A 22,738-nucleotide genomic window follows, 5' to 3' on the forward strand; every position below is an offset into this window, starting at 1 on the left:
CGGGCGGATGCGCGGTGCGTTCCGCGGCGACCAGCGGGTGAACGCCAACGCTCTGGTCGCCCGCCTGGAGGCGGTCGGCCGGTTCGTCGAGCTGGCCGACGGCCACCTGCCGGACAAGCAGCTCGTCGCCGCGCACACCCTGCTCGAACGGGCCGGCACCCGCCTGGCGCTCTCCCGGGACCACACCGTGGTGGCCCTGGCCGGCGCCACCGGCAGCGGCAAGTCGAGCCTGTTCAACGCCCTCGCCCGGATGGAGCTGTCACCGGTGGGGGTACGCCGGCCGACCACGGGCGTCACGCACGCCTGCGTCTGGGGGCCGCTCGACGACGGCACCCGGCTGCTCGACTGGGTCGGCGTGCTGCCCCGACACCGGTTCGTCCGGGAGAGCGTGCTCGACGGTGACGACGAGAGCGCCCTGCACGGGCTGATCCTGCTCGATCTCCCCGACTTCGACTCGGTGCAGCGGTCCCACCAGCTCGAGGTGGACCGGCTGCTCGGCCTGGTCGACCTGGTGGTCTGGGTGGTCGACCCGCAGAAGTACGCCGACCGCGTGGTCCACGCGACCTACCTGCGCGAGTTCCACCGGCACCGGGAGGTCACCCTCGTCGTGCTCAACCAGGCCGACCGGCTGCCCCCGGCGGAGCTGCCCCGGGTGCTCGCCGACCTGCGCCGGCTGCTCGACGCGGACGGGCTGGCGGGCGTACCGCTGCTGGCCACCACCGCCGTCGACCCGGACGGGATCGGCGGGCTGCGGCAGGCGCTGGAGCGGGCGGTCGCCGAGCGGCAGGCCATGCTGCGGCGGCTGCGCGCCGACCTGGACGCGGTGGTGACCGACCTGGCCGGGCTGGTCGACGCCGGCGAGCCGCCCCGGCTCAACGACGCGACCGTCGCCGCGCTGCACCGGGCGCTGTCCGGCGCCGCCGGGGTGCCCGCCGTCGCCGACGCCGTCGAGTCGGCGTACCGGCACCGGGGGGCCGCCGCGACCGGCTGGCCGCTCGTTCGCGGCTGGCGGCGGCTACGGCCGGACCCGCTGCGCCGGCTGCACCTGCCCGGCGCTGCGGGCGGCGGTACCGATCCGGCGGAGAGCCTGGTCGCCGCGACCTCGGTACCCGACCCGACCGCCGCTCAGCGCTCGGCGCTCGGGCTGGCCATCCGCTCGGTGGCCGACCGCGCCGGGGCCGGCCTGCCGGCGTCCTGGCCCGCCGCGGTGACGGCCGCGGCCCGCTCCCGGCTCGCCGACCTGCCGGACGCGCTGGACGGCGCGATCGCGCGCACCGACCTGGGCATGACCCACCGGCCGCTGTGGTGGCGGCTCGTCGGGGGCCTCCAGTGGCTGGTCACGGCGGCGGCGGTCGTCGGGCTCGGCTGGCTGGTCCTCGGGTACGCGCTACGCGCACTCGGGCTGCCCGAGCTGGACGACCCGAACGTCGGCGAGGTGCCTCTGCCCACCCTCCTGCTGCTCGGCGGCCTGCTCGCCGGGCTGCTGGTGGCGGCGCTCACCCGACCGGCGCTCCGGCTGGCCGCGCGTCGGGCCCGGCGCCGGGCCGAGCAGCGGCTCACCGCCGCCGTGGCGGACGTCGGGGCGGCGTACGTGCTGGCGCCCGTGCGGGACGTGCTGTCGTCGTACGCGGAGGCCCGCAGCGCTCTCCGGGACGCGTCCGGGCACTGATCCGGCGACCGGCCCCGGGCACGCGGGCGGAGTTGCCCGGGCGCTTCGGGGGCACCCGGACGCGGGTGGCGGCGTAGGGTCGGTGGATGGGAACTCCGCAGACCCCCTACGAAGCGGTGCTGCACGCGGCCCGCGACGTGGCCAAGCTCGACAACGCTCTGGACGCCGAAATGCTCGGCGCGGCGCTGCTGGGCAGCGTGTACGCGGTCGCCGAGACCCGGCGCGACGACGCCGTCCGCGAGTTCGTCGGCGATTTCCTCGCCGCCACCTCCCGCCGCCGCGCGGCCGCGGCGACCACCATCCGCTCGGTCTTCGCCGCGCTGGTCCCGAACGCGGACGGCGCCGACCGGGTCCGGCCCGGCGCCGCCGCGCCCGCCTGGTCCGGCCAGCTCGGCCGGGTCCACCTGACCGGCTGCTGGTCGTACGGCGACGTCTACGGCGACCAGACCTCCTACCTGGCGACGTTCGCGTACGACGATCCGGCGGGCGGGCCCGAGCACGCGCTGGTGGCGCTCGTCGACCACAACATCGGCATCACCAAGGACGTCTTCGTGGGCGGCCCGCCGGCCCGGGTCCTGGACCAGATCCGGCAGATGTGCGCCGGTGACGAGCTGACCTGGTTCCGGGACGAGGAGCCGGCGCGCATGCACGCCGAGGTGTGTCGGCACCTGGCCGTCACCGACGATCTCAGCGAGCTGCCCGGGGAGGGGTCGCTCGCCACCGACCGCGCCCTGGTCGGGGCCCGACTGGGGCTGCTGCCGGCGGGCCGGCCGGCGCCCGTGCGGGTGGTGGAGCCGCTCACCGCCGCCGAGCGTACGGACCTCGTCCGGCGGTTCCTCGCCGCGCCGGAGGCCGCCCGGTCCGGCCTGGACACCGTCGACGGCCCGCAGCTCGCCTCGCTGCACTTCTGCCTGGGGCTGCTGCTGGATCACGCGGCCACCTTCACCGACCCGGACCCGCTGCGGTGGAGCCCGACGGTGGCCGGGCTCTTCCTGCTCGACTGGGTGCATCGGCGGGCCGTGCTGGACATGGACGACGCGGCGTTGCTGCCCCGGGTGCTGCGCGCCTGGGCGGCGTACGCCGGCCGCAAGCGGGGGTTGCCGGAGACGGCGACGGCCCGCACGGACGCCGCCATCGAGGAGATGGTGCCGGAGTTCGCCCGCCTCTACACGACCGGCGAACGGCGCAGCCCGGCGACCGCGGCGGTCGCCCAGCTGCTCGCCGACGGCGTCGACCCGGACGACCCGGCCGCACTCGACGCCTGGATCGAGGCCAACCGCCACCACCTCACCGACGACGGCGCGTGAGTGCGGTGCGGCCGTCCGGGTGTTAAGAAGGGACCCTTTCACCGCACGAGGCGTTAATAAGGGGCCCTTCCTTTCACTCGACGAGCGCGAGCCGGCGGGGCGCCACGGAGACCGTGAGACGCTGGCCCCAGTCCAGCGTGAGGCGGTCGGTCTCCAGGCCGTCGGCGAACGTCACAAGCCCGTCCGACTCGACGGACAGCTCCAGCCGGTCGGTTGCGTCGAGGCGGCCGGCGGTCAGGGTCGCCCCGGTCACCGGGGACGGCCACGCCTCCCGTACGTACCAGCAGAGCGCCGCCTCCTCCGGGGCGGGCGGGCGCGGCGCACCGGTGCGGTCCCGCGCGATCGACGCGCACCACCCGGTCGCCCCCGTGCCGCTGCCGACCACGACCCCGGAGGAGGAGTGCCGTTCCCGCCGCGCCCGCCCCTCCGCGGGCGCGGTGAGCACGTACCGGGCGGACTGATGGGAGAGGTGTCCCACGTACACCTCGTTGAGTCCGACCAGTTCCTGGCCGTCGTCGAGCGCGGCCCGGACCATCGTGCGGGTCCGGACCGGCGCCGCGCCCGCGACGACGGCCGGCAGCAGCTCGGTCAGGGCCGCCGCGCGGTGGCGGACCAGCACACCGGCGTTGCGGCCCGGCTCCGGGTCGACGCCGACCACCGGCTGCCCGGCCAGGTACTTCGCCACGTTGGCGACCAGACCGTCCGGGCCGACCGCGACCACGACGTCCTCCGGGCCGAAGAGGAACCGGGGCAGGTCGTCCCGGTCCACCGCACCGCGCCGCCAGTCCGTGGGAACCGCCGCCGCGACCGCCGTGAGCGCCGCCTGACGCGCCTCGTGCCGGTCGACGACCGCCGCTAGGTCCCGGCCGCGCTCACGCAGGTACCACTCAGCGGCCGCCCGGGTCCCGTGCCGGGCCAGCAGTTCCTCCAGCTCGCTGCGTCGGCTCACCACGACCACGCGGGGCGGAAGCGTGCCGGCGCCGCCCGCCAGACCGGCGCGGGCGCCGCCCGCCAGACCGGCGCGGGCGCCGCCCGCCAGACCGGCGCGGGCGCCGCTCATCGGGCCGGTGCCAGTCGGGCGAGCAGGTCGCTCAGCAGGTCGGGGGTCACCGTGAGCTGGCCGATCTGGGGAAGCTGGCCGGCCAGGTCCCGGACCGTGAGGGCCCGCAGCACCTCCGGCGGCAGTTCGGCGTACGCGGCCAGCTTCGCCGCCTCCGCCTCCGCCTCGGCGTGACCCACCGTGCGCACCTGCTCGGCCCGCGCGGCGGCGAGCAGGCGCTCCTTCTCGGCCTCGGCGGTGGCCAGCACCCGGGCCCGTTCGGCCGCGGCGGCGTTGGCCACCTTCTCCCGCTCCGCCTTGCCCTGGGCGGCCGCGAGTTCGGCCGCCGCGTCCAGCTCGGCCCGGCGGCGGGAGTTCGCGCCGTGCTGCTCGACCAGCTGCTGTTCCCGCCGGGCCAGTTCGATCTTGTTCTGCAGCTCGTTCTCGGCGATCGACCGCTCCTGCTCCACCGCCTGCGCGCGGCGGGCGTACGTGGCGCGGTCCGCCTCGACCTGCACCGCCTCCCGGGTAGGGGTCTGCAGCGCCCGCTCCAGCTCCGGCTCGGGACGGATCGCGACGACCCGCGCGCTGACCACCGCCACGCCGATGTCAGCGAGCCTCGGCTCGGCCGCGAGCGCGGTGGAGACCGCCTCGCGGACCGGCGCGACCGTGGTCAGCGCCTCCGCGAGAGGAACCCGGGCGAGCAGGTCGAGGGCCGGCTGCTGAGCCAGCTCGGCGAGGAGCGTGGCGACCTGGTCCAGCGGCCGCGAGCGCGGCTGGCCGGTGCGGGGGTCGACCGAGAAGTCCAGCCGTTCGGCGGCGAGCGCCGGATCGGCCACCCGGTAGGTGACCGTCGCCTGCACGGTGATGTCCGCGAAGTCACCGGTGCGGGCGTGGAAGAGCAGCGGCAGCTCCCGGTCGTCGACCGGCACCTCGCTGAGGACGGCGCGCAGCGGCCGGTACCAGAACGACTGGCCCGTCCCTTCCCGCCGCACCCGGCCGCCCACGTGCAGCCGCACCCAACTGGTCGGTGTGCCGCGCAGGTGGCGCAGGAAGAGTCGTCGCGTCACGTCGGCCATCTCATGCCTCCCCTTTGTCGTCGAACTGACGATAAACGCTCTGCTAGATTATCGTCAAGGTGGTGATAAAGATGACCGGGTATCCGCCCTTCGCGGTCACCGTGGACCTGGTGGTCCTCACGGTCCGAGCCGGAGACCTGTCCGTGCTGCTCGTCCGGCGCGGCATCCCGCCGTACGAGGGGTGCTGGGCACTGCCCGGCGGCTTCGTGGGCATCGACGAGGATCTCCCGGACGCCGCCGTCCGGGAGCTGACCGAGGAGACCGGGCTCGCCGAGCCGGCGGGACACCTGGAGCAACTCGGCACGTACGGCAAGCCGCACCGCGACCCGCGCGGGCGCGTCGTCACCGTGGCGTGGCTGGCTCTCCTACCGGACCTCGCCGCCCCGGTCGCCGGCACGGACGCCGCCTCGGCGGACTGGCTGCCGGTCGACCGGCTCACCCCCGGCCAGCTCGCCTTCGACCACGGCCGGATCCTCGCCGACGGGGTCGAACGGGCCCGGGCGAAGCTGGAGTACACCCCGCTGGCGGCGACCTTCTGCCCGCCCGAGTTCACCGTGGCACAGCTGCGGGACGTCTACGAGACGGTCTGGGGCAGCCACCTCGACCCGCGGAACTTCCACCGGAAGGTCACCGGCACGCCGGGCTTCGTCGAGCCGGTGGGCCGGTCCACCGAGGGCGAGCGCGGACGCCCGGCACAGCTCTTCCGCCGCGGCTCGGCAACCCTGTTGCACCCGCCGATGCTCCGCCCCGCCCGCTAGCCCACACCCCCACCAAGCCCGTCGCGGAGGACTTGGGGGGTGGGTTACGGGTTTGTGGGTGCGGTCGGGGTGGGCGAGCCGACCGCTTCGGTCGGGGTGGGATCGGCCGGCGGCGGGGACAGGGTGGTCGTCGGCTCGGGCGACGGTTCGTCTGTCTGGTCGGTGCCGTCGGTGGGCTCGGGCGTGGGGTTGGGCGACGGCGTGGGCGTCGGTGACGGGGCGGGCGTCGGTGACGGGGCGGGCGTCGGTGAGGGCGGCGGCGTCGACCCGGGCGACGGCGACAGGGCCGGCGGAGTCGTGGCGGGCGGCGGTGGCGGTGTCGTGGTGGTCGGTGACCCCGGCGCGGGCTCGGCGAGCTGGTCCCGCGGCGGCGGGACGGGACGCGCCGGACGCCCGGCACGCGGCGCCACGGGCCGCCAGGTGCGGCCGTCCGGGACGGCGACGGCCGGCGTCGGGGTGGGCCGCGGCGAGGCACCGGGCTGACTGCTGGAGGGCAGCGGGATGACCACCGGACCCACCGACGGCGTCGGGATGAACGGGGTGCCGCTGTCGGGCAGAGCCGTACTGCCGACAGTGGCCGAGCCGGTGCTGATCGCGGCGAGGATCGGCATGGAGGCGGTGCCGGCGAGCAGCGCCACGGTGAACAGGTAACCGCGGGAGGGGCCCGCGCCGGCGGGAGCGCGGTGGGCGCCGACGACCCGGCGGTAGCCGGCGCCCGAACGGTGCCGGCCGATCACCGGAGCACCCGGAGCGTCACCTGGCTCGGACACGGCAGCCTCCTCGTCGTCGTCCCCTCAGCCGGCGGGCGGCCGTGACCGGGCCGGGAGCCGCGGGCTCACCATCGGCGGGCGGTCCCGCGCCCTCACACTGGTCCAGTCACGCTGCGTCAGCCAACCCCGTACAGCGTGTCGACACGCGTATATACCCGAACGGTGACGAACCACCACCGAATCGGCGGTGCGTCGATGGAGCAGACACTCGGCAATCTGTGTAACGAAGCGGGCGGGCGGCGCGGTGCGGTCCGGCCGGACTGTGGGCGCGCTCACGTGTGATGCGACTATGGACCACGACGGCATCGCAGCCGCGACCTCCGCGCACCCCCGCGGGCGGTACGGCTGGGCGCCGGCGCTCCCGAACCGGATCCACTCCCCTGGATCCGGCTCACGCCGCACGGCAACCCCCACCGGGGCTAGGTGCGGTCGCCAGGATCTTGTCCGACACCAGTCGGGCAGGCGCAGGAGTTGCGTGTTGCCGGGTGACCCCCCGGTGCCGACGCAGACACGACAGGGAGAGACGGATGGCAAAGGGCGACCCCGGGGTCAACACCCGCGGCCGGCGGGCCGCACCCCGATCCAGGAAGGGCGCGACCGGCGACCCCGAGCTGGTGCAGCTGCTCACCCCCGAGGGCGAGCGCGTCGACAGCGTGACCGGGCCGGACGGCACCGAGTACCGCGTCGACTTCACCGACGAGGAGTACCGCGGCCTCTACCGCGACCTCGTGCTGGTGCGGAAGCTGGACGCCGAGGCGACCGCCCTGCAGCGGCAGGGCGAGCTGGGCATCTGGGCGAGCCTGCTCGGCCAGGAGGCGGCGCAGGTCGGCTCGGGCCGGGCGCTGCGCTCGCAGGACATGGCCTTCCCGACCTACCGGGAGCACGGCGTCCTCTACTGCCGGGGCATCGACCCGATCATGCCGCTGGGCCTGTTCCGCGGCGTCGACCAGGGCGGCTGGGACCCGAACGAGTTCAAGTTCAACATGTACACGATCGTGATCGGGGCGCAGACCCTGCACGCGACGGGGTACGCCATGGGCGTCACCATGGACGGCAAGACCGGCACCGACGAGGGCGAGGCGGTGATCGCCTACTTCGGCGACGGCGCCAGCAGCCAGGGCGACGTCAACGAGTCGTTCGTCTGGGCCGGCGTCTTCAACGCACCGCTGGTCTTCTTCTGCCAGAACAACCAGTACGCGATCTCCGAGCCGCTGGAGCGGCAGACCCGCATCCCGCTCTACCGGCGGGCCGCCGGCTTCGGTTTCCCCGGCATCCGGGTCGACGGCAACGACGTGCTGGCCACGTACGCGGTGACCCGACACGCGCTGGACAACGCGCGGCACGGGCAGGGGCCGAGCCTCATCGAGGCGTACACCTACCGGATGGGTGCGCACACCACCTCGGACGACCCGACCCGGTACCGGATCGCCAGCGAGGTCGAAGCCTGGCAGGCCAAGGACCCGATCGCCCGGATGAAGGCCTTCCTGGAGAAGCAGCAGATCGCCGACGCCGACTTCTTCGCCGAGATCGACGAGCAGGCCAAGCGCGAGTCGGTGCACCTGCGCGAGCGGGTGCTGGCGATGCCGAACCCGGAACCGAGCACCCTGTTCGACCACGTCTACCCCAACGGATCGCCGCTGCTCGACGAGCAGCGGGAGCAGTTCAGCCGGTACCTGGAGTCGTTCGAGGGGAGCGCGCACTGATGGCCACGGAGACGCTCACGCTCGGCAAGGCCCTCAACGTCGGTCTGCGCAAGGCCCTGGAGAACGACCCGAAGGTCGTCATCATGGGCGAGGACGTCGGCAAGCTCGGCGGCGTCTTCCGGATCACCGACGGGCTCCAGAAGGACTTCGGCGACCAGCGGGTGATCGACACGCCGCTCGCCGAGTCGGGCATCATCGGCACCGCGGTCGGCCTGGCCATCCGCGGCTACCGGCCGGTCTGCGAGATCCAGTTCGACGGCTTCGTCTACCCGGCGTACGACCAGATCGTGTCGCAGGTGGCGAAGATGCACTACCGCTCGCGCGGCAAGCTGAAGATCCCGATGGTCATCCGCATCCCGTTCGGCGGCGGCATCGGCGCGGTGGAGCACCACTCGGAGTCGCCGGAGGCGTACTTCTCGCACACCGCCGGGCTCAAGGTCGTCTCCTGCGCCAACCCGCAGGACGCGTACGTCATGATCCAGCAGGCCGTCGCCTCGGACGACCCGATCGTGTTCCTGGAGCCCAAGCGCCGCTACTGGGAGAAGGGCCCGGTCGACGTCGACGCGCCGCTGTCCGACGCGTACCCGCTGCACGCGGCCCGGGTCGCGCGGCCCGGCACCGACGCGACCCTGCTCGCGTACGGGCCGATGGTCCGCACCTGCCTGGACGCGGCGACCGCCGCCGCCGAGGACGGCCGGGAGCTGGAGGTCATCGACCTGCGCACGCTCTCCCCGCTGGACCTGGGCGTGGTGTACGAGTCGGTGCGGCGCACCGGCCGCGCGGTGGTGGTGCACGAGGCGCCGTCCAACGTGGGCCTCGGCGCCGAGGTCGCGGCGCGGATCACCGAGGAGTGCTTCTACTCGCTGGAGTCCCCGGTGCTGCGCGTGACCGGCTTCGACACCCCCTACCCGGCCGCCCGGGTGGAGGAGGAGTACCTGCCCGACCTCGACCGGGTGCTCGACGCCGTCGACCGCACCTTCGGCTGGTGAGCGGCATGTCGCGGATCAAGGAGTTCAACCTTCCCGACCTGGGCGAGGGCCTCACCGAGGGCGAGATCCTCACCTGGCTGGTCAAGGTGGGCGACACGATCGAGCTGAACCAGCCGATCGTCGAGGTGGAGACCGCCAAGGCGGCGGTCGAGATCCCGGCGAAGTGGGCCGGGCGGGTGCAGACGATCTTCCACGAGGAGGGCACGACCGTCGAGGTCGGCACCCCGATCATCGCGATCGACACCGATCCGGGTGCGGGTCCGGTGGAGACGCCGTCGACGACCGGCGCCTCCGGCGGTGACCTGCCGACCCCGTCGGCCGCGTCGCTGGCGGCGGTCGAGGTGGCCCCCGCCGAGGGCGCGGTCGAGCCGGGCCTGATCGGCGGGCCCGCGCCGGGTGGTCGCACGGCGGTGCTGGTGGGCTACGGTCCGCGTACCACCGCCGCGAAGCGCCGCCCCCGCAAGGGCGACGGCGTCCCGGTGCCGGCCCAGCCGGCCGCGGCGGCCGCACCGGTCCAGCCGGCGCCCGCGCCGGTCGCCGCCCCGCCGGCCACCGACCGCAACGGCCACGGCGCCGCGACGCGAGGTGGTCTCGTGCTGGCCAAGCCGCCGGTACGCAAGCTCGCCAAGGACCTGGGCGTCGACCTGTCGACCCTGACCGGGTCGGGCCCGCTCGGCTCGATCACCCGGGACGACGTGCAGCGGGCGGCGGGCACGGCCACGGCGACCGCCGAGCCGCTGACGGTGACCGTGCCGACCGCGGCGGCGAGCTTCGGCGCCGATCGTGAGCAGCGGATCCCGGTCAAGGGGGTCCGGAAGCTGACCGCGGAGAACATGTCCCGCTCGGCGTTCACCGCCCCGCACGTGACGGAGTTCCTGACCGTCGACGTGACCCGGGCGATGAAGGCGCTGGACCGGCTCCGCCAGCGGCGGGAGTGGCGGGACGTCCGCGTCTCGCCGCTGCTGCTGGTCGCCAAGGCGGTGCTCCTCGCGGTCAAGCGGCACCCGATGGTCAACTCGACCTGGGCCGGCGACGAGATCGTGGTCAAGGAGTACGTGAATCTCGGCATCGCGGCGGCGACCGAGCGCGGCCTCATCGTGCCGAACGTCAAGGACGCCGGGCGGCTCACCCTGCGGGAGCTGGCCGACGCCCTGACCGACCTGGTGCAGACGGCCAAGGCCGGGAAGACGTCGCCGGCCGACATGTCCGGCGGCACCCTGACCATCACGAACGTCGGGGTGTTCGGAGTGGACACCGGCACGCCCATCCTGCCGCCGGGCGAGTCGGCGATCCTGGCCTTCGGCGCGGTCCGCGAGATGCCGTGGGTGCACAAGGGCAAGGTCCGCCCGCGCCAGGTGACCACGCTTGGCCTCTCGTTCGACCACCGGATCATCGACGGGGAGCTCGGGTCGAAGTTCCTCCGGGACGTCGGGGACTTCCTCGCCGATCCGGAGGCGGCGCTGCTCGCCTGGACCTGAGTCGACCGCTCCGGTCGACTGCGGACGGCCGGTGTGCCACGGGTGAACGCCCGGCACACCGGCCGTTACCTTTTGGTGAGGTACCTTCGGTCTGAGATCTCTCTAGCCTTCGATTGTTCGGCGGGTGTCTCAACTCACCTAAGAATCGTTGGAAATCTGGGCCCGAACGCGGTTCAATTGAGTCACCAGGGGCCGACAACCGAATAGCTGCAGGAGAGACCCATGAGCATGATCGAGCGAATCCGCAACCGCCGCGACGCCAGCCGCCGCGCCCGCGCCATCGAGCGCGCGCTGCGCTCGGCGAACTCGCCCGCGGTCCGCGACGAGATCCTCGCCATCGCCCAGCGTCACATGCACTGACGCTCAACACGTTCCTCGCCTCCTCAGCCGAAAGCCCGCCCGGTATCCCGGGCGGGCTTTCGGCGTTCACGCTGGGCGACGCTGACCGCCGTCCCACACCGACTGACCGGGATTCCCCCATCGGCCCGCCGCCCGGTACGGTGGGGTCCGGTTGTCGCCCGCCGGCCCGGCACGTCGACTCCGATAGAAGCCGATCGGCACGGTCCGGCGACGCGGAGTGACGATCCTGTGCTCCCCGACGCCCCCTCAAGGGGGACCGGATACGGTGCGGGGAGCCGGCACGGCCGGTAGCGACCGGCGACGCCGGCCGCCGTGCCGCGCACCCGGCGCCGGCGGCCGACAGGTGATGGAGGAGGCGCACGCATGACGTCCGAGGGCACGCAGCACCCCGGCCAGCAGCCGGACGAGGCGTCGCCGGGCGCTGGCGGACCGACGCCGTACGGCGACCGCCCGACGCAGCAGGACAACGGTTACTCCGCCGGCAACCCCGACCTGGGCTGGGCACCCCCGCCACCCGCGCAGCCGAACCCGGCCGCGCCCGCCTGGTCGACCGACGTGCCGCCGGCCCCCGCCTGGGGCAACGCCCACTCGCCGCAGCAGGCCGAGACGCCCGCGCCGGCGGCGTGGGCACCCGACGGCGGCGCTCCCCAGTGGCCCGCGCAGAACGAGCAGCCCGCCCGGTCCGAGACCCCGGCGTGGGGCCAGGCTGGGCCGGCCGCGCCGACCTGGGCGCAGCAGGGCCCGGCCGCCCGCGGTGCCGCCCAGGTGCCGTCGCCCGCACCCGCCTGGCCCGGTCAGGAACCCCCGGCCAACCCGACCGCCGCCCAGCCGGAGCCCGGCTGGAGCAACGGCGCCGCCCAGCCGGACCCGACCCGCGTCGGCGGCTGGACCCCTGCCGGCCAACCCGACCAGTCCTCGGGCGGATGGCCGACCGGCACCGCCACCCGGCAGGACGAGCGGCCGCAGCAGCCCGACTGGGCTACGCAGCAGGCCGACACCGGCACGCAGACCCACCAGCCCGCGTGGGCGGCGCCCCAGACGGACTCCGCCGAGCAGCCGGCACGGGCGCCGGAGGCGTCAGCGCCGGCCTGGGCACCCGCCCGGGGCGCGGCCCAGGTGGCCGGGACGGCGGCCCCGCCGCAGGCCTGGCCCGTCCAGGACGGCTCCGACCGACCGGCCGAGCAGTCCACTCCGGATCGTTCCGACGCCGGCTGGCCCGCCGGCCAGCAGGAATCCGGTACTTCCGGCGGTTGGGCCGCCGGTGCCGGGAGCCAGGACGACCGCGGCGGTTGGGCGACCGGTGCCGCCGCCGACGAGCACCGGCAGCAGCCGCAGTTCGCGGCGCACCAGGAGGACTCCGCCCGGTCCGGCGGCTGGCCCGCCGGACGGTCGGACGAGCAGGTACAGCCGCAGTGGGCGTCCTCGGTGGACCGGGACGCCACCGGCCAGCCCCGCGCCGCCGACGCCTGGCCGGGCGACGACGGACAGCGCCCCGGTGAATGGGCCGGCCGCGCCACCGCCCAGAGCAGCGACGACGGCGGCTGGAGTCCGGGCGGGTCGGCCGCCAGCGGCTCCGCCCCGGCCGGGGACGGCGCACCACAGCCCTGGGTTCCGGCGCCGCGTGGCAGCGCCGACCGGCCCGCCGTTCCTGAGGCCGAGCCGTGGGCGCCGGGCGAGGCGTGGGGTCGCACCGAACCGTCCACCGAGGCCGCGCGAGAGCCCGAGCACGCCGAGTCGGCGGTCTACCAGCCCGCGCCGGGCCCCGGCATCTCGCCGGCCAACGCGGTTCCGCTTCCCCCGCAGGAGCAGCGCGTGCCGGGTGCCAGCCTGGCCGTCGAACCGCCGGCCGACTACACGCCGCCGCAGTTCGCCCCCGAGCAGCCCGCCCGGGACGACACGGCCGCGGCGTACGAGGCCGAGCAGCAGGGTTGGGCGCCCGCCGCCCGGCACGACGAGGCCCCGGCCGCACCGGTGGTGCCCGCCCCGCGTACCTCCCCGGAGTCCGCCGGCCGGGCGTCCGTGCCGGCAGCGAACGGCGGCGTCTCGGCCAGCGCCTCCGTGCCGCTGGCCAGCCGGGTGAGCCCGCCCACCGACCAGGCGCTGCGGCCGACTGCCCCGGCCCCGCAGCCCCGCGTCTACGGCCGGCCGGCCCGACCCGAGGCGGCCGAGGAGGCGGAGGCCCCGGACGGCCACCAGGGCGACCAGCAGCCGTTCCGCCCGGAGGCGCAGCCCGAGCGCGACGGCGGCTTCGGCCCCGACGGCGGCTTCGGCCCGGGCGGCGACCGGCCCGCCGGACCGGCCGCCTACGCGGCTGCCGCGCCGGTCGCCCCGGCCTCCCCGGCGCCGTTCCCGCCGGGCGTGCCGTCCTTCGCCGACGCGCCGGTCAGCGACCGACCGGTCAACGGGACCCGGCCGCACGCTGGCGGCGACCGGCCCGCCGACCACTTCGGTACGCCGGCCACGGGCGCCGCCAGCGTTCCAGGATCCGGCTTCCCGCCGCCGCCCGAGCCGGCCTTCCCGCCGGCCTTCCCGCCATCGGCGCAGCCCGCCGTACCGTCCTGGGACCAGGGTGGTCATGGCGGTCACGGTGGACCGGCCGCGCCGGAGCAGGAGCAGGGCCGCTTCGACGCGTTCAAGCCGATCGCCGAGCCGGCGGCCGACGCGCCCCCGCCGAAGGTGCGCAACGGCCGGGTGCTGGCCGCGGTGCTGGTCGCCGCGGTACTGATCCTGGCCGTCCCGCTGGGCCTGCTCGTGCTGCTCGGCAAGGTCGGCGGTGACAACGCGGCCCCGGCGTTCGACCCGGCGGTCGGCAGCTGCGTCAAGCAGGACGGCACCGGCGCCGCCGCCGCCAGCTGCGGCGAGGAGGGCGCCTTCACCGTGGTGTCGAAGGTGGACGCCAAGGAGAAGTGCACCGACCCGGCACAGCCGCACGTGGTGCTCCCGGGCGACGGCAACAACCGCGTGCTCTGCCTGAAGCCGGCGAGCTGACCCACCCACGCCAGCCGGCGGGGCCACGGATTCACCGTGGCCCCGCAGTGTCACGTACACCTCGCCCTTCGCCCGTCCCGCTGGACGCCGGCCGGCGGTGCGGCACGATGGGGGCATGAGCGCACGAGTACGAGCCCCGGAGCTACGCGGACGCGGCTGGCTGAACACCGGTGGACGGGAACTGAAGCTGTCCGACCTGCGCGGCAAGATCGTGTTGGCCGACTTCTGGACCTTCTGTTGCATCAACTGCCTGCACGTGCTCGACGAGCTGCGCCCGCTCGAGCAGAAGTACGCCGACGTGCTCGTGGTCATCGGCGTGCACTCCCCGAAGTTCGAGCACGAGAAGGACCCGGACGCGCTGGCCGCCGCCGTCGAGCGGTACGGCGTGCACCACCCGGTGCTCGACGACCCGGAGCTGAACATGTGGCAGCAGTACGCGGCCCGCGCCTGGCCGACCCTGGCCGTCGTCGACCCGGAGGGCTACGTGGTGGCCACGATGGCCGGCGAAGGGCACGCCGAGGGCCTGTCCCGGTTGATCGACGACCTGATCGCCACCCATGAGGCCAAGGGCACCCTGCACCGGGGCGAGGGCCCGTACGTGCCACCCGCCGAGCCGGCGACCACGCTGCGGTTCCCCGGCAAGGCGGTCGTACTCGACAGCGGGAACCTGCTGGTCTCGGACTCGGCCCGGCACTCGCTCGCGGAGCTGGCACCCGACGGCGAGACGCTGGTGCGCCGGATCGGCACCGGCGAGCGCGGCCGGGCGGACGGGCCCGCAGCGGCCGCGACGTTCTCGGAGCCGCAGGGGCTCTGCCTGCTCCCCGCGCATGCCGCCGAGGTGGCCGGGTACGACCTGGTGGTCGCCGACACCGTCAACCACCTGCTGCGCGGCGTCCGCTTGGCCACCGGCGACGTGGTCACCGTGGCCGGCACCGGCCGGCAGTGGCGCTCGTCGGTCGACGACCACGCGCACGACGCGCTCGCCGTCGACCTCTCCTCGCCCTGGGACCTGGCCTGGTACGACGACAAGGTCGTCATCGCGATGGCGGGGATCCACCAGCTCTGGTGGTTCGACCCGGTGAAGCGCACCGCCGGCATGTACGCGGGCACCACCGTCGAGGCGCTCAAGGACGGCCCGCTGGCCGATGCGTGGCTGGCCCAGCCGTCCGGCCTGTCGGTCTCCGCCGACGGCGCCCGGCTGTGGGTGGCCGACAGCGAGACCAGCGCGATCCGGTACGTCGAGGGCGGGGTCCTCAGCACGGCCGTCGGTCAGGGGCTGTTCGACTTCGGGCACGTGGACGGACCGGCGGGCGAGGCACTGCTGCAGCACCCGCTGGGGGTCTGCGCGCTGCCGGACGGCTCGGTGCTGATCGCCGACACGTACAACGGCGCGGTACGCCGCTACGACCCGGCGAGCGATTCGGTCGGCACGGTGGCCGACGGGCTCGCCGAGCCGAGCGACCTGGTGCTCACGGCCGACGGGGACGTGCTTGTGGTGGAGTCGGCCGCCCACCGGGTGACCCGGCTCGCGCCGGGCGTGCTCGACGCCGCCGGGGCGAGCGTGGTCGACGGCCCGCGGCACCGCACCGAGCGGAAGCCGACCGACCTGGCGGCCGGCGAGGTGACCCTGGACGTCATCTTCACGCCGGCACCGGGGCAGAAGCTCGACGAGACGTACGGCCCGTCGACCCGGCTGGTCGTCTCGGCGTCCCCGCCGGAGTTGCTGCTGGAGGGGGCGGGCACCGGCACCGAGCTGTCCCGGCGGCTGGTCGTCAACGATGCCGTGCGAGACGGCGTACTCCAGGTCACCGCACAGGCCGCTACCTGCGACGCCGACGTGGAGCATGCGGCCTGCCACCTGACCCGGCAGGACTGGGGGGTGCCGGTTCGGGTGGTCGACGGCGGTGCCGGCCGGCTCCCGTTGGTGCTGCGCGGGATGGACGCCTGAGCTGTTAAGAGGGGTCCCTTCTACAACGCGAGGCGTTAAGAAGGGGCCCTTCCTTTCACGCGAACGGAGTGAGCGTGACCCCGGCGTCGATGAGGGTGGCGCGCACCAGCTCGGCGCAGCGCACCGCGCCGGGGGTGTCGCCGTGCAGGCAGATCGACTCGACCGGGCAGGGGATGACGCTGCCGTCGACCGCCACGACGGTCCCGTCGGTCGCCATCCGGACCGCCCGCGCCGCCATCTGTTCCGGGTCGGCGATCAGCGCGTTCGGTGCGCCCCGCGGCACCAGGTGGCCGTTGGGCAGGTAGCCCCGGTCGGCGAAGCCCTCGCCGACCACCCGCAGCCCCGCGCCGGTGGCGAGCTGGGCGAGCACCGAACCGGGCGGGCAGAGCAACGGCAGCTGATCGTCGTACTCGCCGATCGCGGCGACCAGTGCCGCCGCCTCGGTCTGCTGACCCGCGGCGGCGTGGTAGAGCGCACCGTGCGGCTTCAGGTAGCGGACCCGGGTGCCCGCCACCCGGCAGAACGCGTCGAGCGCGCCGAGCTGGTAGAGGACCTCGTCGCGCAGCTCGGCGAACTCGTACGCGATCTGCCGGCGCCCGAATCCGATCAGGTCCCGGTATCCGACCTGCGCGCCCACCGCGACTCCCCGCTTCGCGGCGCCCGCGCAGACCCGGCGCATGGTGGGGGCGTCGCCGGCATGGAAGCCGCAGGCGACGTTCGCGGAGGTCACCAGGTCCAGCAGCGCCGCGTCGTCGCCGAGCCGCCAGATGCCGAGGCCCTCACCGAGGTCAGCGTTGAGGTCCATGAAAGGTCACGGTAGTCCCTGGCCGGGCCTGGGCGAGCGGGGTCACGTCGTCCACCACCCCGATGACCGGGTAGCCGCCGGTGGTCGGGTGGTCGACGAGGAACACCAGCGGCTGGCCGTCGGCCGGCACCTGCACCGCACCAAGCACCAGCCCTTCGCTGGGCAGTTCCCCGGCGACCGCGCGGGGCAGGGGCGCGCCGGTCAGTCGCGCGCCGACCCGGTTGCCGACCGGCGAGAGGGTGTACGCGGTCGCGAACAGCCGGTCGATCGCGAGCGGCGTGAACCAGTCGTCGCGCGGGCCGAGGCGCAGTGCCAGCCGTACCTGCGCCGGCGGCGGCGCGGTGACGGTGACGTCGACCGGGGCCGGCGGGCCGGTGGGCGTACCCAGCGGCAGCCGGTCACCGTCGCGTAGCGGGGGCGGGCCCAGCCCGGAGAGGGTGTCGGTGGCGCGGCTGCCGAGCACCGGCTCGACGGCGATCCCCCCGGCGACCGCCAGCCAGGAACGCAGCCCGGTGCGGGGCGGACCGAGGTGAAGGACCGCGCCGGCCGGTACGGCGAGCGGCCGGCCCACGTCGCCGGGTCGATCGCCGATCCGCACGTCGGCATCCGCTCCGGTCACGGCCACGGTGGTGGCGCGGGTGAACCGTAGTACGCACCCGGTCAGCGTGATCTCCAGACCGGCGGCGGTCTCCGGATTGCCGACCAGCCGGTTGGCCAGCCGGAGCGCGGCCGGGTCCAGCGCGCCGGAGCGCGGCACGCCGAGGTGCGCCCAGCCGGGACGGCCGAGGTCCTGCACGGTGGCGAGGGCACCGGCGCGCAGCACGTCGACCGCGCCGGGCGGGACGGTTGACCGGGTGACGGCCGGCGGGCCGGATGCCCGCGCACCGGGCGGCGGGCCGGGCAGCGGGCCGGGCGGCGCACCGGGCAGCGGGCCGGACGGCGGGCCGGGTCGGGGGGTCATGCCGGCACCAGGCGCACGCGGGCGCCGGGCCCGAGCCGGGCCGGCGGCTCGGCGTGCACGTCGAACAGGGGCAGGTCGGTCCGGCCCACGAGCAGCCAGCCGCCGGGTGAGGCGGTCGGGTAGATGCCGGCGTACGGGCCGGCCAGGGCGACGGAGCCGGCCGGCACCCGGGGCCGGGGTGTCGGTAGCCGGGGCACCGCCAGCCCGGCGGGGAGCCCGGTCAGGTACGCGAACCCGGGCGCGAAGCCGCAGAAGGCCACCCGGAACTCCGTGGTGGTCAGCCGGTGTACGACGGCGGGCACGTCGACACCCCAGTGCCGGGCGACGGCCGGCAGGTCCTCCCCGTCGTACGCGACGGGTACGTCGACGGTCGTACCGTCGGTGGCCGCGCTGGCCGGTGCCGGGGTCCAGCCGGCGAGGAGCGCGGCGGTTCGGGCGGGATCGGATACGCCGTCGAGCAGCACGGTGGTCGCGGCCGGCACGATCTCGGCGACGTCCAGTTCGCCCCGTTCCCGCCGGCGCCACAGCTCGGCCCGCCACGCCTCCACCTGGTCGGCGATCCCGGGTGGCGGTGGCTGGCCGGGTGCCGGGTCGGCACAGTCGAGCAGCAGCGCATGGGCCCCGGCCGATCGGATCCGCATGCCGCCATCCTCCCGGACGGGACGGGTCGTGCGGATCCGGCCGATGTTCATCCGGCGTGACCAGATACACTACCGCTAAGTAACCTACGGTGTCGTAACCTGATTGCGTGAGCACCTCCGCCCCGCTTCGCCTCAAGCCGGTCGACATCGGCAAGCCGCGGCTGCGCGGCTGGCTGCACGCGTACGCCTTCTTCGTCGCCCTCGTCTGCGGCATCGTGCTGTGCTCGATCGCCGCCACCCGGCCCGGCCTGGCCCCCCTGGTCAGCTGCCTGATCTACAGCCTGACCGTGTGCGGCCTGTTCGGTACCAGCGCGCTGTACCACCGTCGGGTGTGGACCGAACGCGGCTACCAGATCATGCGCCGGCTCGACCACTCGATGATCTTCGTGTTCATCGCCGGCACGTACACGCCGTTCTCCGTCCTGCTCCTGGAGCCCCGGCCCGCGAGCGTCATCCTGTCGGTGGTGTGGGGTGGCGCGCTGGGCGGCGTGGCGCTCAAGCTGGTCTGGCCACACGCCCCGCGCTGGGTCTCCGCGCCGCTCTACCTGGCGCTCGGTTGGGTCGCGGTGGCGGTGCTGCCGGACATCCTCCGGCAGGGCGGCGTCACCGCCCTGGTCCTGTTGATCGCCGGCGGCGCCGTCTACAGCGTCGGCGCCGTCTTCTACGCCCTGCGCCGGCCCAACCCGTGGCCGACCGTCTTCGGCCACCACGAGTTCTTCCACGCCTGCACCCTGGTCGCCGCGATCTGCCACCACATCGCGATCTACTTCGCCCTGTTCGCCTGAGCAGAAGGAAGGGCCCCTTCTTAACGTCTCCGGTAGAAGAAGGGGCCCCTCTTAACAGTTGTCAGACGGTCGGGCCCGGGCGGCGCACCTCGCGGTACTCCTGCACGACCCGGTCCTGCACCGGCACCGCGGGGTCGGCGACGACCCGCTGCTCGCGGACCGGGCGGGTGACCACGGTGCGGCGGCGGGAGTTCCAGAAGTAGAGGGTGACCAGCAGGCCCGCCACACCGGCGAGCATCAGCACCCAGCCGACCACCGAGATGTCGAGCCATCCCAGGTTCGCCTCCACGGCGAACGCGAAGATCGCGCCCAGCGCGATCAGGAAGATACTGCCACCAATGCCCATGTCGTCGCCTCCTCGGCTCCACGTGGCGTTCCGGTCGCCGCGGCCATCGGTGAGGTAGCGGCAGACATCGACTTACCCAGGCGGTTAGATCGCCAATCGGGCAAGCTTGGGGCATGACGGACGCGTACGCCGACGACCGCACGCTGGTGCTGCTCCGGCATTCGAAGGCCGAACCGCCGAACGACGGACCGGACGTACAGCGGCCACTCGCGGCCCGGGGTCGGGCCGACGCGGCGGCGGTCGGCGCGTGGCTCGCCAAGCACGCCCTGCTCCCGGACGTGGTGATCTGCTCGGCGGCCCGGCGGACTCGGGAGACCTGGCACGACGTGGCCCTGGGCATGACCGGCACCCCACCGGAGGGCGGATCGGCCGGTCCCGCGCCCGACGTGCACTACGAAGGGGACGCGTACGAGGCGCACCCGGAGGACCTGCTGACCCTGGTCCGCCGGGTCGATCCCGGCACCCGGACCGTGCTGCTGATCGCCCACAACCCCGGCATCTCGCTGCTGTCGGCGTTGCTCGACCCGGAGCGGGCGGACCAGGACGGGCTGCGCACCAGCGGCGTCGCCGTGCACCGGACGACGGTCGAGTGGGCGGGGCTCGGCCGCGGGGACGCCGTCCTGACCGCCACGCACACCGCACGTGGCTGAGCCACGCACCGCATCGGTGCGTGGCTCATTCCGGGCAGGTCAGGACGGGGGCGCCGTGGGCGGTGGCGGGTCGGGAGGCGGCGGCATCATCGCGGTCGGGTGCGACAGCCGGTTCTCCTCCACGATCAGGGTCCGGGCCCGCTTGCGCCGGTCCTGCCAGAACCAGAGCGTGGTGAGCAGGACGGCGAGCCCGGCCAGGATGAACACCCAGCCGACCGCACGCAGGTCGACCCACCAGACGTTGGCCCGGATGGCGAAGGTGAGGATCGCGCCGAGGGCGATCAGGAAGATGCCGCTACCAATGCCCATGTGCGCTGCACTCCCCCGTGCGGTGGCTCTGGGCGTTCTCTGACGTGTCCGGGGGCCGATTACCCGCCGCCAGCCCGGGCTACCCCGGATCCGGCCGCCGCTACCGGGTCCCCGGAACGCGACCTGGACGGCAGGACGGCCGGCGGGCCTGTGCCCGCCGGCCGTCCGTGCCGGGTCCGTCCCGGATCAGCCCTTCATCGCCGTACGGCTCAGAAGGCCTCCTCCGGGAGGTCCATGACGTCGAGGTCGGTGTTCTCGATGATGCGCCGGTCGGCGCCGATGCGGGGCAGAACCTCGCGGGCGAAGAACCGGGCAGCGGCCACCTTGCCGGTGTAGAACGCCTTGTCGGCCGCGGTCACGTCGCCGCCCAGCGCCTTCAGCGCCACGTCGGCCTGCTTCTGCAGCAGCCAGCCCACGACCAGGTCGCCCACCGCCAGCAGGAACCGGCGGCTGCCCAGGCCGACCTTGTACAGGGCGCGCGGGTCGCCGCCCTGCGCCTCGCCCAGCCAGCCGGTCATCACGCCGAGGATGTTCTGGATCTCGGCGAGCGCCTTGCCCAGCGCCTGCCGCTCCTCCTTGAGCTGGCCGTTGCCGCCCTCGGTGGCGATGAACTCCTGGATCTCGCCGGCGACCGCCATCAGGGCCTTGCCGTTGTCCCGGACGATCTTCCGGAAGATCAGGTCGAGGCTCTGGATCGCGGTGGTGCCCTCGTACAGGGTGTCGATCTTGGCGTCCCGGACGTACTGCTCCAGCGGGTAGTCCTGGAGGAAGCCGGAACCGCCGAACGTCTGGAGCGACTCGTGGCCGAGCAGCTCGTACGCCCGCTCGGAGCCGACGCCCTTCACCAGCGGGAGCAGCAGGTCGTTGACCCGCTTGGCGAGCTTGATGGCCTTCTCGTCACCGGCCGCCTCGGCGATCGCGACCTTGTCCTGCCAACTGGCGGTGTAGCAGACCAGGGCGCGCAGGCCCTCGGCGTACGACTTCTGCAGCAGCAGCGAGCGGCGCACGTCCGGGTGATGGGTGATGGTGACGCGGGGGGCGGTCTTGTCGGTCATCTGGATCAGGTCGGCGCCCTGCACCCGGCTCTTGGCGTACTCGAGCGCGTTCAGGTAGCCGGTGGAGAGCGTGGCGATCGCCTTCGTGCCGACCATCATCCGGGCGTACTCGATGATCATGAACATCTGCCGGATGCCGTCGTGCTTCTCGCCCAGCAGCCAGCCCTTCGCCGGTACGCCGTGCTCACCGAAGGTCATCTCGCAGGTGTTCGAGACCTTCAGACCCATCTTGTGCTCGACGTTGGTGGCGTAGACGCCGTTGCGCTCGCCCAGCTCGCCGGTCTCCTCGTCGAAGTGGTACTTCGGAACGACGAACAGGGACAGGCCCTTGGTGCCCGGGCCGCCGACGCCCTCGACGCCGACCGGGCGGGCCAGGACGTAGTGGACGATGTTGTCGGACAGGTCGTGCTCACCGGAGGTGATGAAGCGCTTCACGCCCTCGATGTGCCAGGAGCCGTCCGGCTGGGGGATGGCGCGGGTGCGGCCGGCGCCGACGTCCGAGCCGGCGTCCGGCTCGGTGAGCACCATCGTGGAGCCCCACTGCTTGTCGATGAACAGCTTGGCCCACTTCTTCTGCCGCTCGGTGCCCTCGACGTGCAGCACGTGCGCGAAGGACGGGCCGGAGGCGTACATCCAGATGGGGGCGTTGGCACCCAGCACCAGCTCGGCGAGGGACCACCAGAGGGCGCGCGGCGCGTTGGAGCCGTCCAGCACCTCCGGCAGGTCCAGGCGCCAGAACTCGGAGTCCATGAACGCCTGGTACGACTTCTTGAACGACTGCGGCAGCGGCGCGGTGTGCGTCGCCGGGTCGAACGCCGGCGGGTTGCGGTCGCTGTCCGTGTAGCTGGCAGCGAGGTCCTCGCGGGCCAGGCGGTCGACCTCGGAGAGGAAGCTGCGGGCGGTGTCGACGTCCAGCTCCGTGTACGGCGCCTGGCCGAACGTCCGGTCCGCCCCGAAGACCTCGAACAGGTTGAACTCGAGGTCCCGAAGGTTGCTCTTGTAGTGGGTCATGCTCGCTGGCCCCGCTTCCGGACAGGTGTTACCGATCAGTAACCCCGACTGTATTACTCGCGGGTAGACAACGACAAGCCGATCTCT

20 protein-coding genes are annotated in these 22,738 nt (G+C 74.3%); 11 read left to right on the forward strand and 9 right to left on the reverse strand.

Annotated features, from left to right (window positions below; all coding sequences use genetic code 11):
- Positions 1–7 precede the first annotated feature (7 nt).
- Positions 8–1,669 carry a GTPase gene (locus tag ABTW87_RS25405; RefSeq protein ID WP_350653509.1) on the forward strand — a complete coding sequence of 554 codons (1,662 nt, stop codon included), beginning with the start codon at positions 8–10 and terminating at the stop codon, positions 1,667–1,669.
- Positions 1,670–1,755: 86 nt separating this feature from the next.
- The gene (locus ABTW87_RS25410) at positions 1,756–2,976 is read left to right on the forward strand and encodes a hypothetical protein (RefSeq protein ID WP_350653473.1); all 1,221 of its coding nucleotides are present in this window, start codon (positions 1,756–1,758) and stop codon (positions 2,974–2,976) included.
- Positions 2,977–3,049: 73 nt separating this feature from the next.
- On the opposite strand, the gene ABTW87_RS25415 is transcribed toward ABTW87_RS25410, so the two are convergent.
- Positions 3,050–4,036 (reverse strand): NAD(+)/NADH kinase, encoded by a 987-nt coding sequence (locus tag ABTW87_RS25415; protein WP_350653474.1) that lies wholly within the window; start codon positions 4,034–4,036, stop codon positions 3,050–3,052.
- Positions 4,033–5,094 (reverse strand): SPFH domain-containing protein, encoded by a 1,062-nt coding sequence (locus ABTW87_RS25420; protein ID WP_350653475.1) that lies wholly within the window; start codon positions 5,092–5,094, stop codon positions 4,033–4,035. The genes ABTW87_RS25415 and ABTW87_RS25420 overlap by 4 nt, the downstream gene beginning before the upstream one ends.
- A gap of 71 nt (positions 5,095–5,165) precedes the next feature.
- On the opposite strand from ABTW87_RS25420, the gene ABTW87_RS25425 reads away from it, so the two are divergent.
- Positions 5,166–5,852: an NUDIX hydrolase gene (locus ABTW87_RS25425; protein WP_350653476.1), complete on the forward strand. Its 687-nt coding sequence runs from the start codon at positions 5,166–5,168 to the stop codon at positions 5,850–5,852.
- 44 nt (positions 5,853–5,896) lie between these two features.
- Here ABTW87_RS25425 and ABTW87_RS25430 read toward each other — a convergent pair whose 3' ends face one another.
- Positions 5,897–6,622: a hypothetical protein gene (locus ABTW87_RS25430; protein WP_350653477.1), complete on the reverse strand. Its 726-nt coding sequence runs from the start codon at positions 6,620–6,622 to the stop codon at positions 5,897–5,899.
- 527 nt (positions 6,623–7,149) lie between these two features.
- Between ABTW87_RS25430 and pdhA the strand changes: the two genes are divergently transcribed.
- From pdhA to ABTW87_RS25460, 6 genes are all read left to right on the forward strand, one after another.
- Positions 7,150–8,325: a pyruvate dehydrogenase (acetyl-transferring) E1 component subunit alpha gene (gene pdhA / locus ABTW87_RS25435; RefSeq protein ID WP_350653478.1), complete on the forward strand. Its 1,176-nt coding sequence runs from the start codon at positions 7,150–7,152 to the stop codon at positions 8,323–8,325.
- On the forward strand, positions 8,325–9,314 hold the full coding sequence (locus ABTW87_RS25440) for an alpha-ketoacid dehydrogenase subunit beta (RefSeq protein WP_350653479.1): 990 nt from the start codon (positions 8,325–8,327) through the stop codon (positions 9,312–9,314). The genes pdhA and ABTW87_RS25440 overlap by 1 nt, the downstream gene beginning before the upstream one ends.
- Positions 9,315–9,319: 5 nt before the next feature.
- Positions 9,320–10,792, forward strand: coding sequence for a dihydrolipoamide acetyltransferase family protein (locus ABTW87_RS25445; protein ID WP_350653510.1), 1,473 nt, complete (start codon positions 9,320–9,322; stop codon positions 10,790–10,792).
- 222 nt (positions 10,793–11,014) lie between these two features.
- Positions 11,015–11,152, forward strand: coding sequence for a hypothetical protein (locus tag ABTW87_RS25450; RefSeq protein WP_350653480.1), 138 nt, complete (start codon positions 11,015–11,017; stop codon positions 11,150–11,152).
- 363 nt (positions 11,153–11,515) lie between these two features.
- Positions 11,516–14,140, forward strand: coding sequence for a hypothetical protein (locus ABTW87_RS25455; protein ID WP_350653481.1), 2,625 nt, complete (start codon positions 11,516–11,518; stop codon positions 14,138–14,140).
- A 115-nt stretch (positions 14,141–14,255) separates the two neighbouring features.
- A complete protein-coding gene (locus ABTW87_RS25460) occupies positions 14,256–16,088 on the forward strand; it encodes an NHL domain-containing thioredoxin family protein (protein ID WP_350653482.1) in 1,833 nt (610 codons plus the stop codon).
- Between the two features lie 55 nt (positions 16,089–16,143).
- Here ABTW87_RS25460 and ABTW87_RS25465 read toward each other — a convergent pair whose 3' ends face one another.
- Genes ABTW87_RS25465 through ABTW87_RS25475 form a run of 3 tightly spaced genes read right to left on the reverse strand, consistent with a single transcriptional unit; the run spans position 16,144 to position 18,495 of the window.
- The gene (locus tag ABTW87_RS25465) at positions 16,144–16,893 is read right to left on the reverse strand and encodes a LamB/YcsF family protein (RefSeq protein WP_350653483.1); all 750 of its coding nucleotides are present in this window, start codon (positions 16,891–16,893) and stop codon (positions 16,144–16,146) included.
- Entirely contained in the window at positions 16,877–17,797 is a 921-nt protein-coding gene (locus tag ABTW87_RS25470) for a 5-oxoprolinase subunit C family protein (protein ID WP_502891644.1), read from the reverse strand. The genes ABTW87_RS25465 and ABTW87_RS25470 overlap by 17 nt, the downstream gene beginning before the upstream one ends.
- Before the next feature lie 53 nt (positions 17,798–17,850).
- Positions 17,851–18,495, reverse strand: a complete 645-nt coding sequence (locus ABTW87_RS25475) for a 5-oxoprolinase subunit B family protein (RefSeq protein WP_350653485.1) — start codon at positions 18,493–18,495, stop codon at positions 17,851–17,853.
- Between the two features lie 107 nt (positions 18,496–18,602).
- Here ABTW87_RS25475 and trhA point away from each other — a divergent pair, with 107 nt between their 5' ends.
- A complete protein-coding gene (gene trhA, locus ABTW87_RS25480) occupies positions 18,603–19,280 on the forward strand; it encodes a PAQR family membrane homeostasis protein TrhA (RefSeq protein WP_350653486.1) in 678 nt (225 codons plus the stop codon).
- A gap of 61 nt (positions 19,281–19,341) precedes the next feature.
- Here trhA and ABTW87_RS25485 read toward each other — a convergent pair whose 3' ends face one another.
- Positions 19,342–19,626: a DUF6458 family protein gene (locus tag ABTW87_RS25485; RefSeq protein ID WP_350653487.1), complete on the reverse strand. Its 285-nt coding sequence runs from the start codon at positions 19,624–19,626 to the stop codon at positions 19,342–19,344.
- Positions 19,627–19,739: 113 nt separating this feature from the next.
- Here ABTW87_RS25485 and ABTW87_RS25490 point away from each other — a divergent pair, with 113 nt between their 5' ends.
- Positions 19,740–20,276, forward strand: a complete 537-nt coding sequence (locus tag ABTW87_RS25490; protein WP_350653488.1) for a SixA phosphatase family protein — start codon at positions 19,740–19,742, stop codon at positions 20,274–20,276.
- Between the two features lie 39 nt (positions 20,277–20,315).
- Here the strand turns inward: ABTW87_RS25490 and ABTW87_RS25495 are convergent, their stop codons facing one another.
- Entirely contained in the window at positions 20,316–20,585 is a 270-nt protein-coding gene (locus ABTW87_RS25495; RefSeq protein WP_012180335.1) for a DUF6458 family protein, read from the reverse strand.
- A gap of 209 nt (positions 20,586–20,794) precedes the next feature.
- Positions 20,795–22,651 carry an acyl-CoA dehydrogenase gene (locus ABTW87_RS25500; protein WP_350653489.1) on the reverse strand — a complete coding sequence of 619 codons (1,857 nt, stop codon included), beginning with the start codon at positions 22,649–22,651 and terminating at the stop codon, positions 20,795–20,797.
- Positions 22,652–22,738 lie beyond the last annotated feature (87 nt).

It is taken from the genome of Micromonospora sp. NPDC126480, assembly GCF_040302465.1.
Classification (GTDB): Bacteria; Actinomycetota; Actinomycetes; order Mycobacteriales; family Micromonosporaceae; genus Micromonospora.

Bases quoted from the DNA above. Each gene is read 5' to 3' on its own strand.
- ABTW87_RS25475 (WP_350653485.1), bottom strand. From the start codon at position 18,495: ATGCGGATCCGATCGGCCGGGGCCCATGCGCTGCTGCTCGACTGTGCC.
- ABTW87_RS25440 (WP_350653479.1), top strand. From the start codon at position 8,325: ATGGCCACGGAGACGCTCACGCTCGGCAAGGCCCTCAACGTCGGTCTG.
- ABTW87_RS25490 (WP_350653488.1), top strand. From the start codon at position 19,740: ATGACGGACGCGTACGCCGACGACCGCACGCTGGTGCTGCTCCGGCAT.
- ABTW87_RS25455 (WP_350653481.1), top strand. From the start codon at position 11,516: ATGACGTCCGAGGGCACGCAGCACCCCGGCCAGCAGCCGGACGAGGCG.
- ABTW87_RS25485 (WP_350653487.1), bottom strand. From the start codon at position 19,626: ATGGGCATTGGTGGCAGTATCTTCCTGATCGCGCTGGGCGCGATCTTC.
- ABTW87_RS25415 (WP_350653474.1), bottom strand. From the start codon at position 4,036: ATGAGCGGCGCCCGCGCCGGTCTGGCGGGCGGCGCCCGCGCCGGTCTG.
- pdhA (WP_350653478.1), top strand. From the start codon at position 7,150: ATGGCAAAGGGCGACCCCGGGGTCAACACCCGCGGCCGGCGGGCCGCA.
- ABTW87_RS25420 (WP_350653475.1), bottom strand. From the start codon at position 5,094: ATGGCCGACGTGACGCGACGACTCTTCCTGCGCCACCTGCGCGGCACA.
- ABTW87_RS25425 (WP_350653476.1), top strand. From the start codon at position 5,166: ATGACCGGGTATCCGCCCTTCGCGGTCACCGTGGACCTGGTGGTCCTC.
- ABTW87_RS25445 (WP_350653510.1), top strand. From the start codon at position 9,320: ATGTCGCGGATCAAGGAGTTCAACCTTCCCGACCTGGGCGAGGGCCTC.
- ABTW87_RS25450 (WP_350653480.1), top strand. From the start codon at position 11,015: ATGAGCATGATCGAGCGAATCCGCAACCGCCGCGACGCCAGCCGCCGC.
- ABTW87_RS25410 (WP_350653473.1), top strand. From the start codon at position 1,756: ATGGGAACTCCGCAGACCCCCTACGAAGCGGTGCTGCACGCGGCCCGC.
- ABTW87_RS25495 (WP_012180335.1), bottom strand. From the start codon at position 20,585: ATGGGCATTGGTAGCGGCATCTTCCTGATCGCCCTCGGCGCGATCCTC.
- ABTW87_RS25500 (WP_350653489.1), bottom strand. From the start codon at position 22,651: ATGACCCACTACAAGAGCAACCTTCGGGACCTCGAGTTCAACCTGTTC.
- ABTW87_RS25465 (WP_350653483.1), bottom strand. From the start codon at position 16,893: ATGGACCTCAACGCTGACCTCGGTGAGGGCCTCGGCATCTGGCGGCTC.
- ABTW87_RS25460 (WP_350653482.1), top strand. From the start codon at position 14,256: ATGAGCGCACGAGTACGAGCCCCGGAGCTACGCGGACGCGGCTGGCTG.
- ABTW87_RS25405 (WP_350653509.1), top strand. From the start codon at position 8: ATGCGCGGTGCGTTCCGCGGCGACCAGCGGGTGAACGCCAACGCTCTG.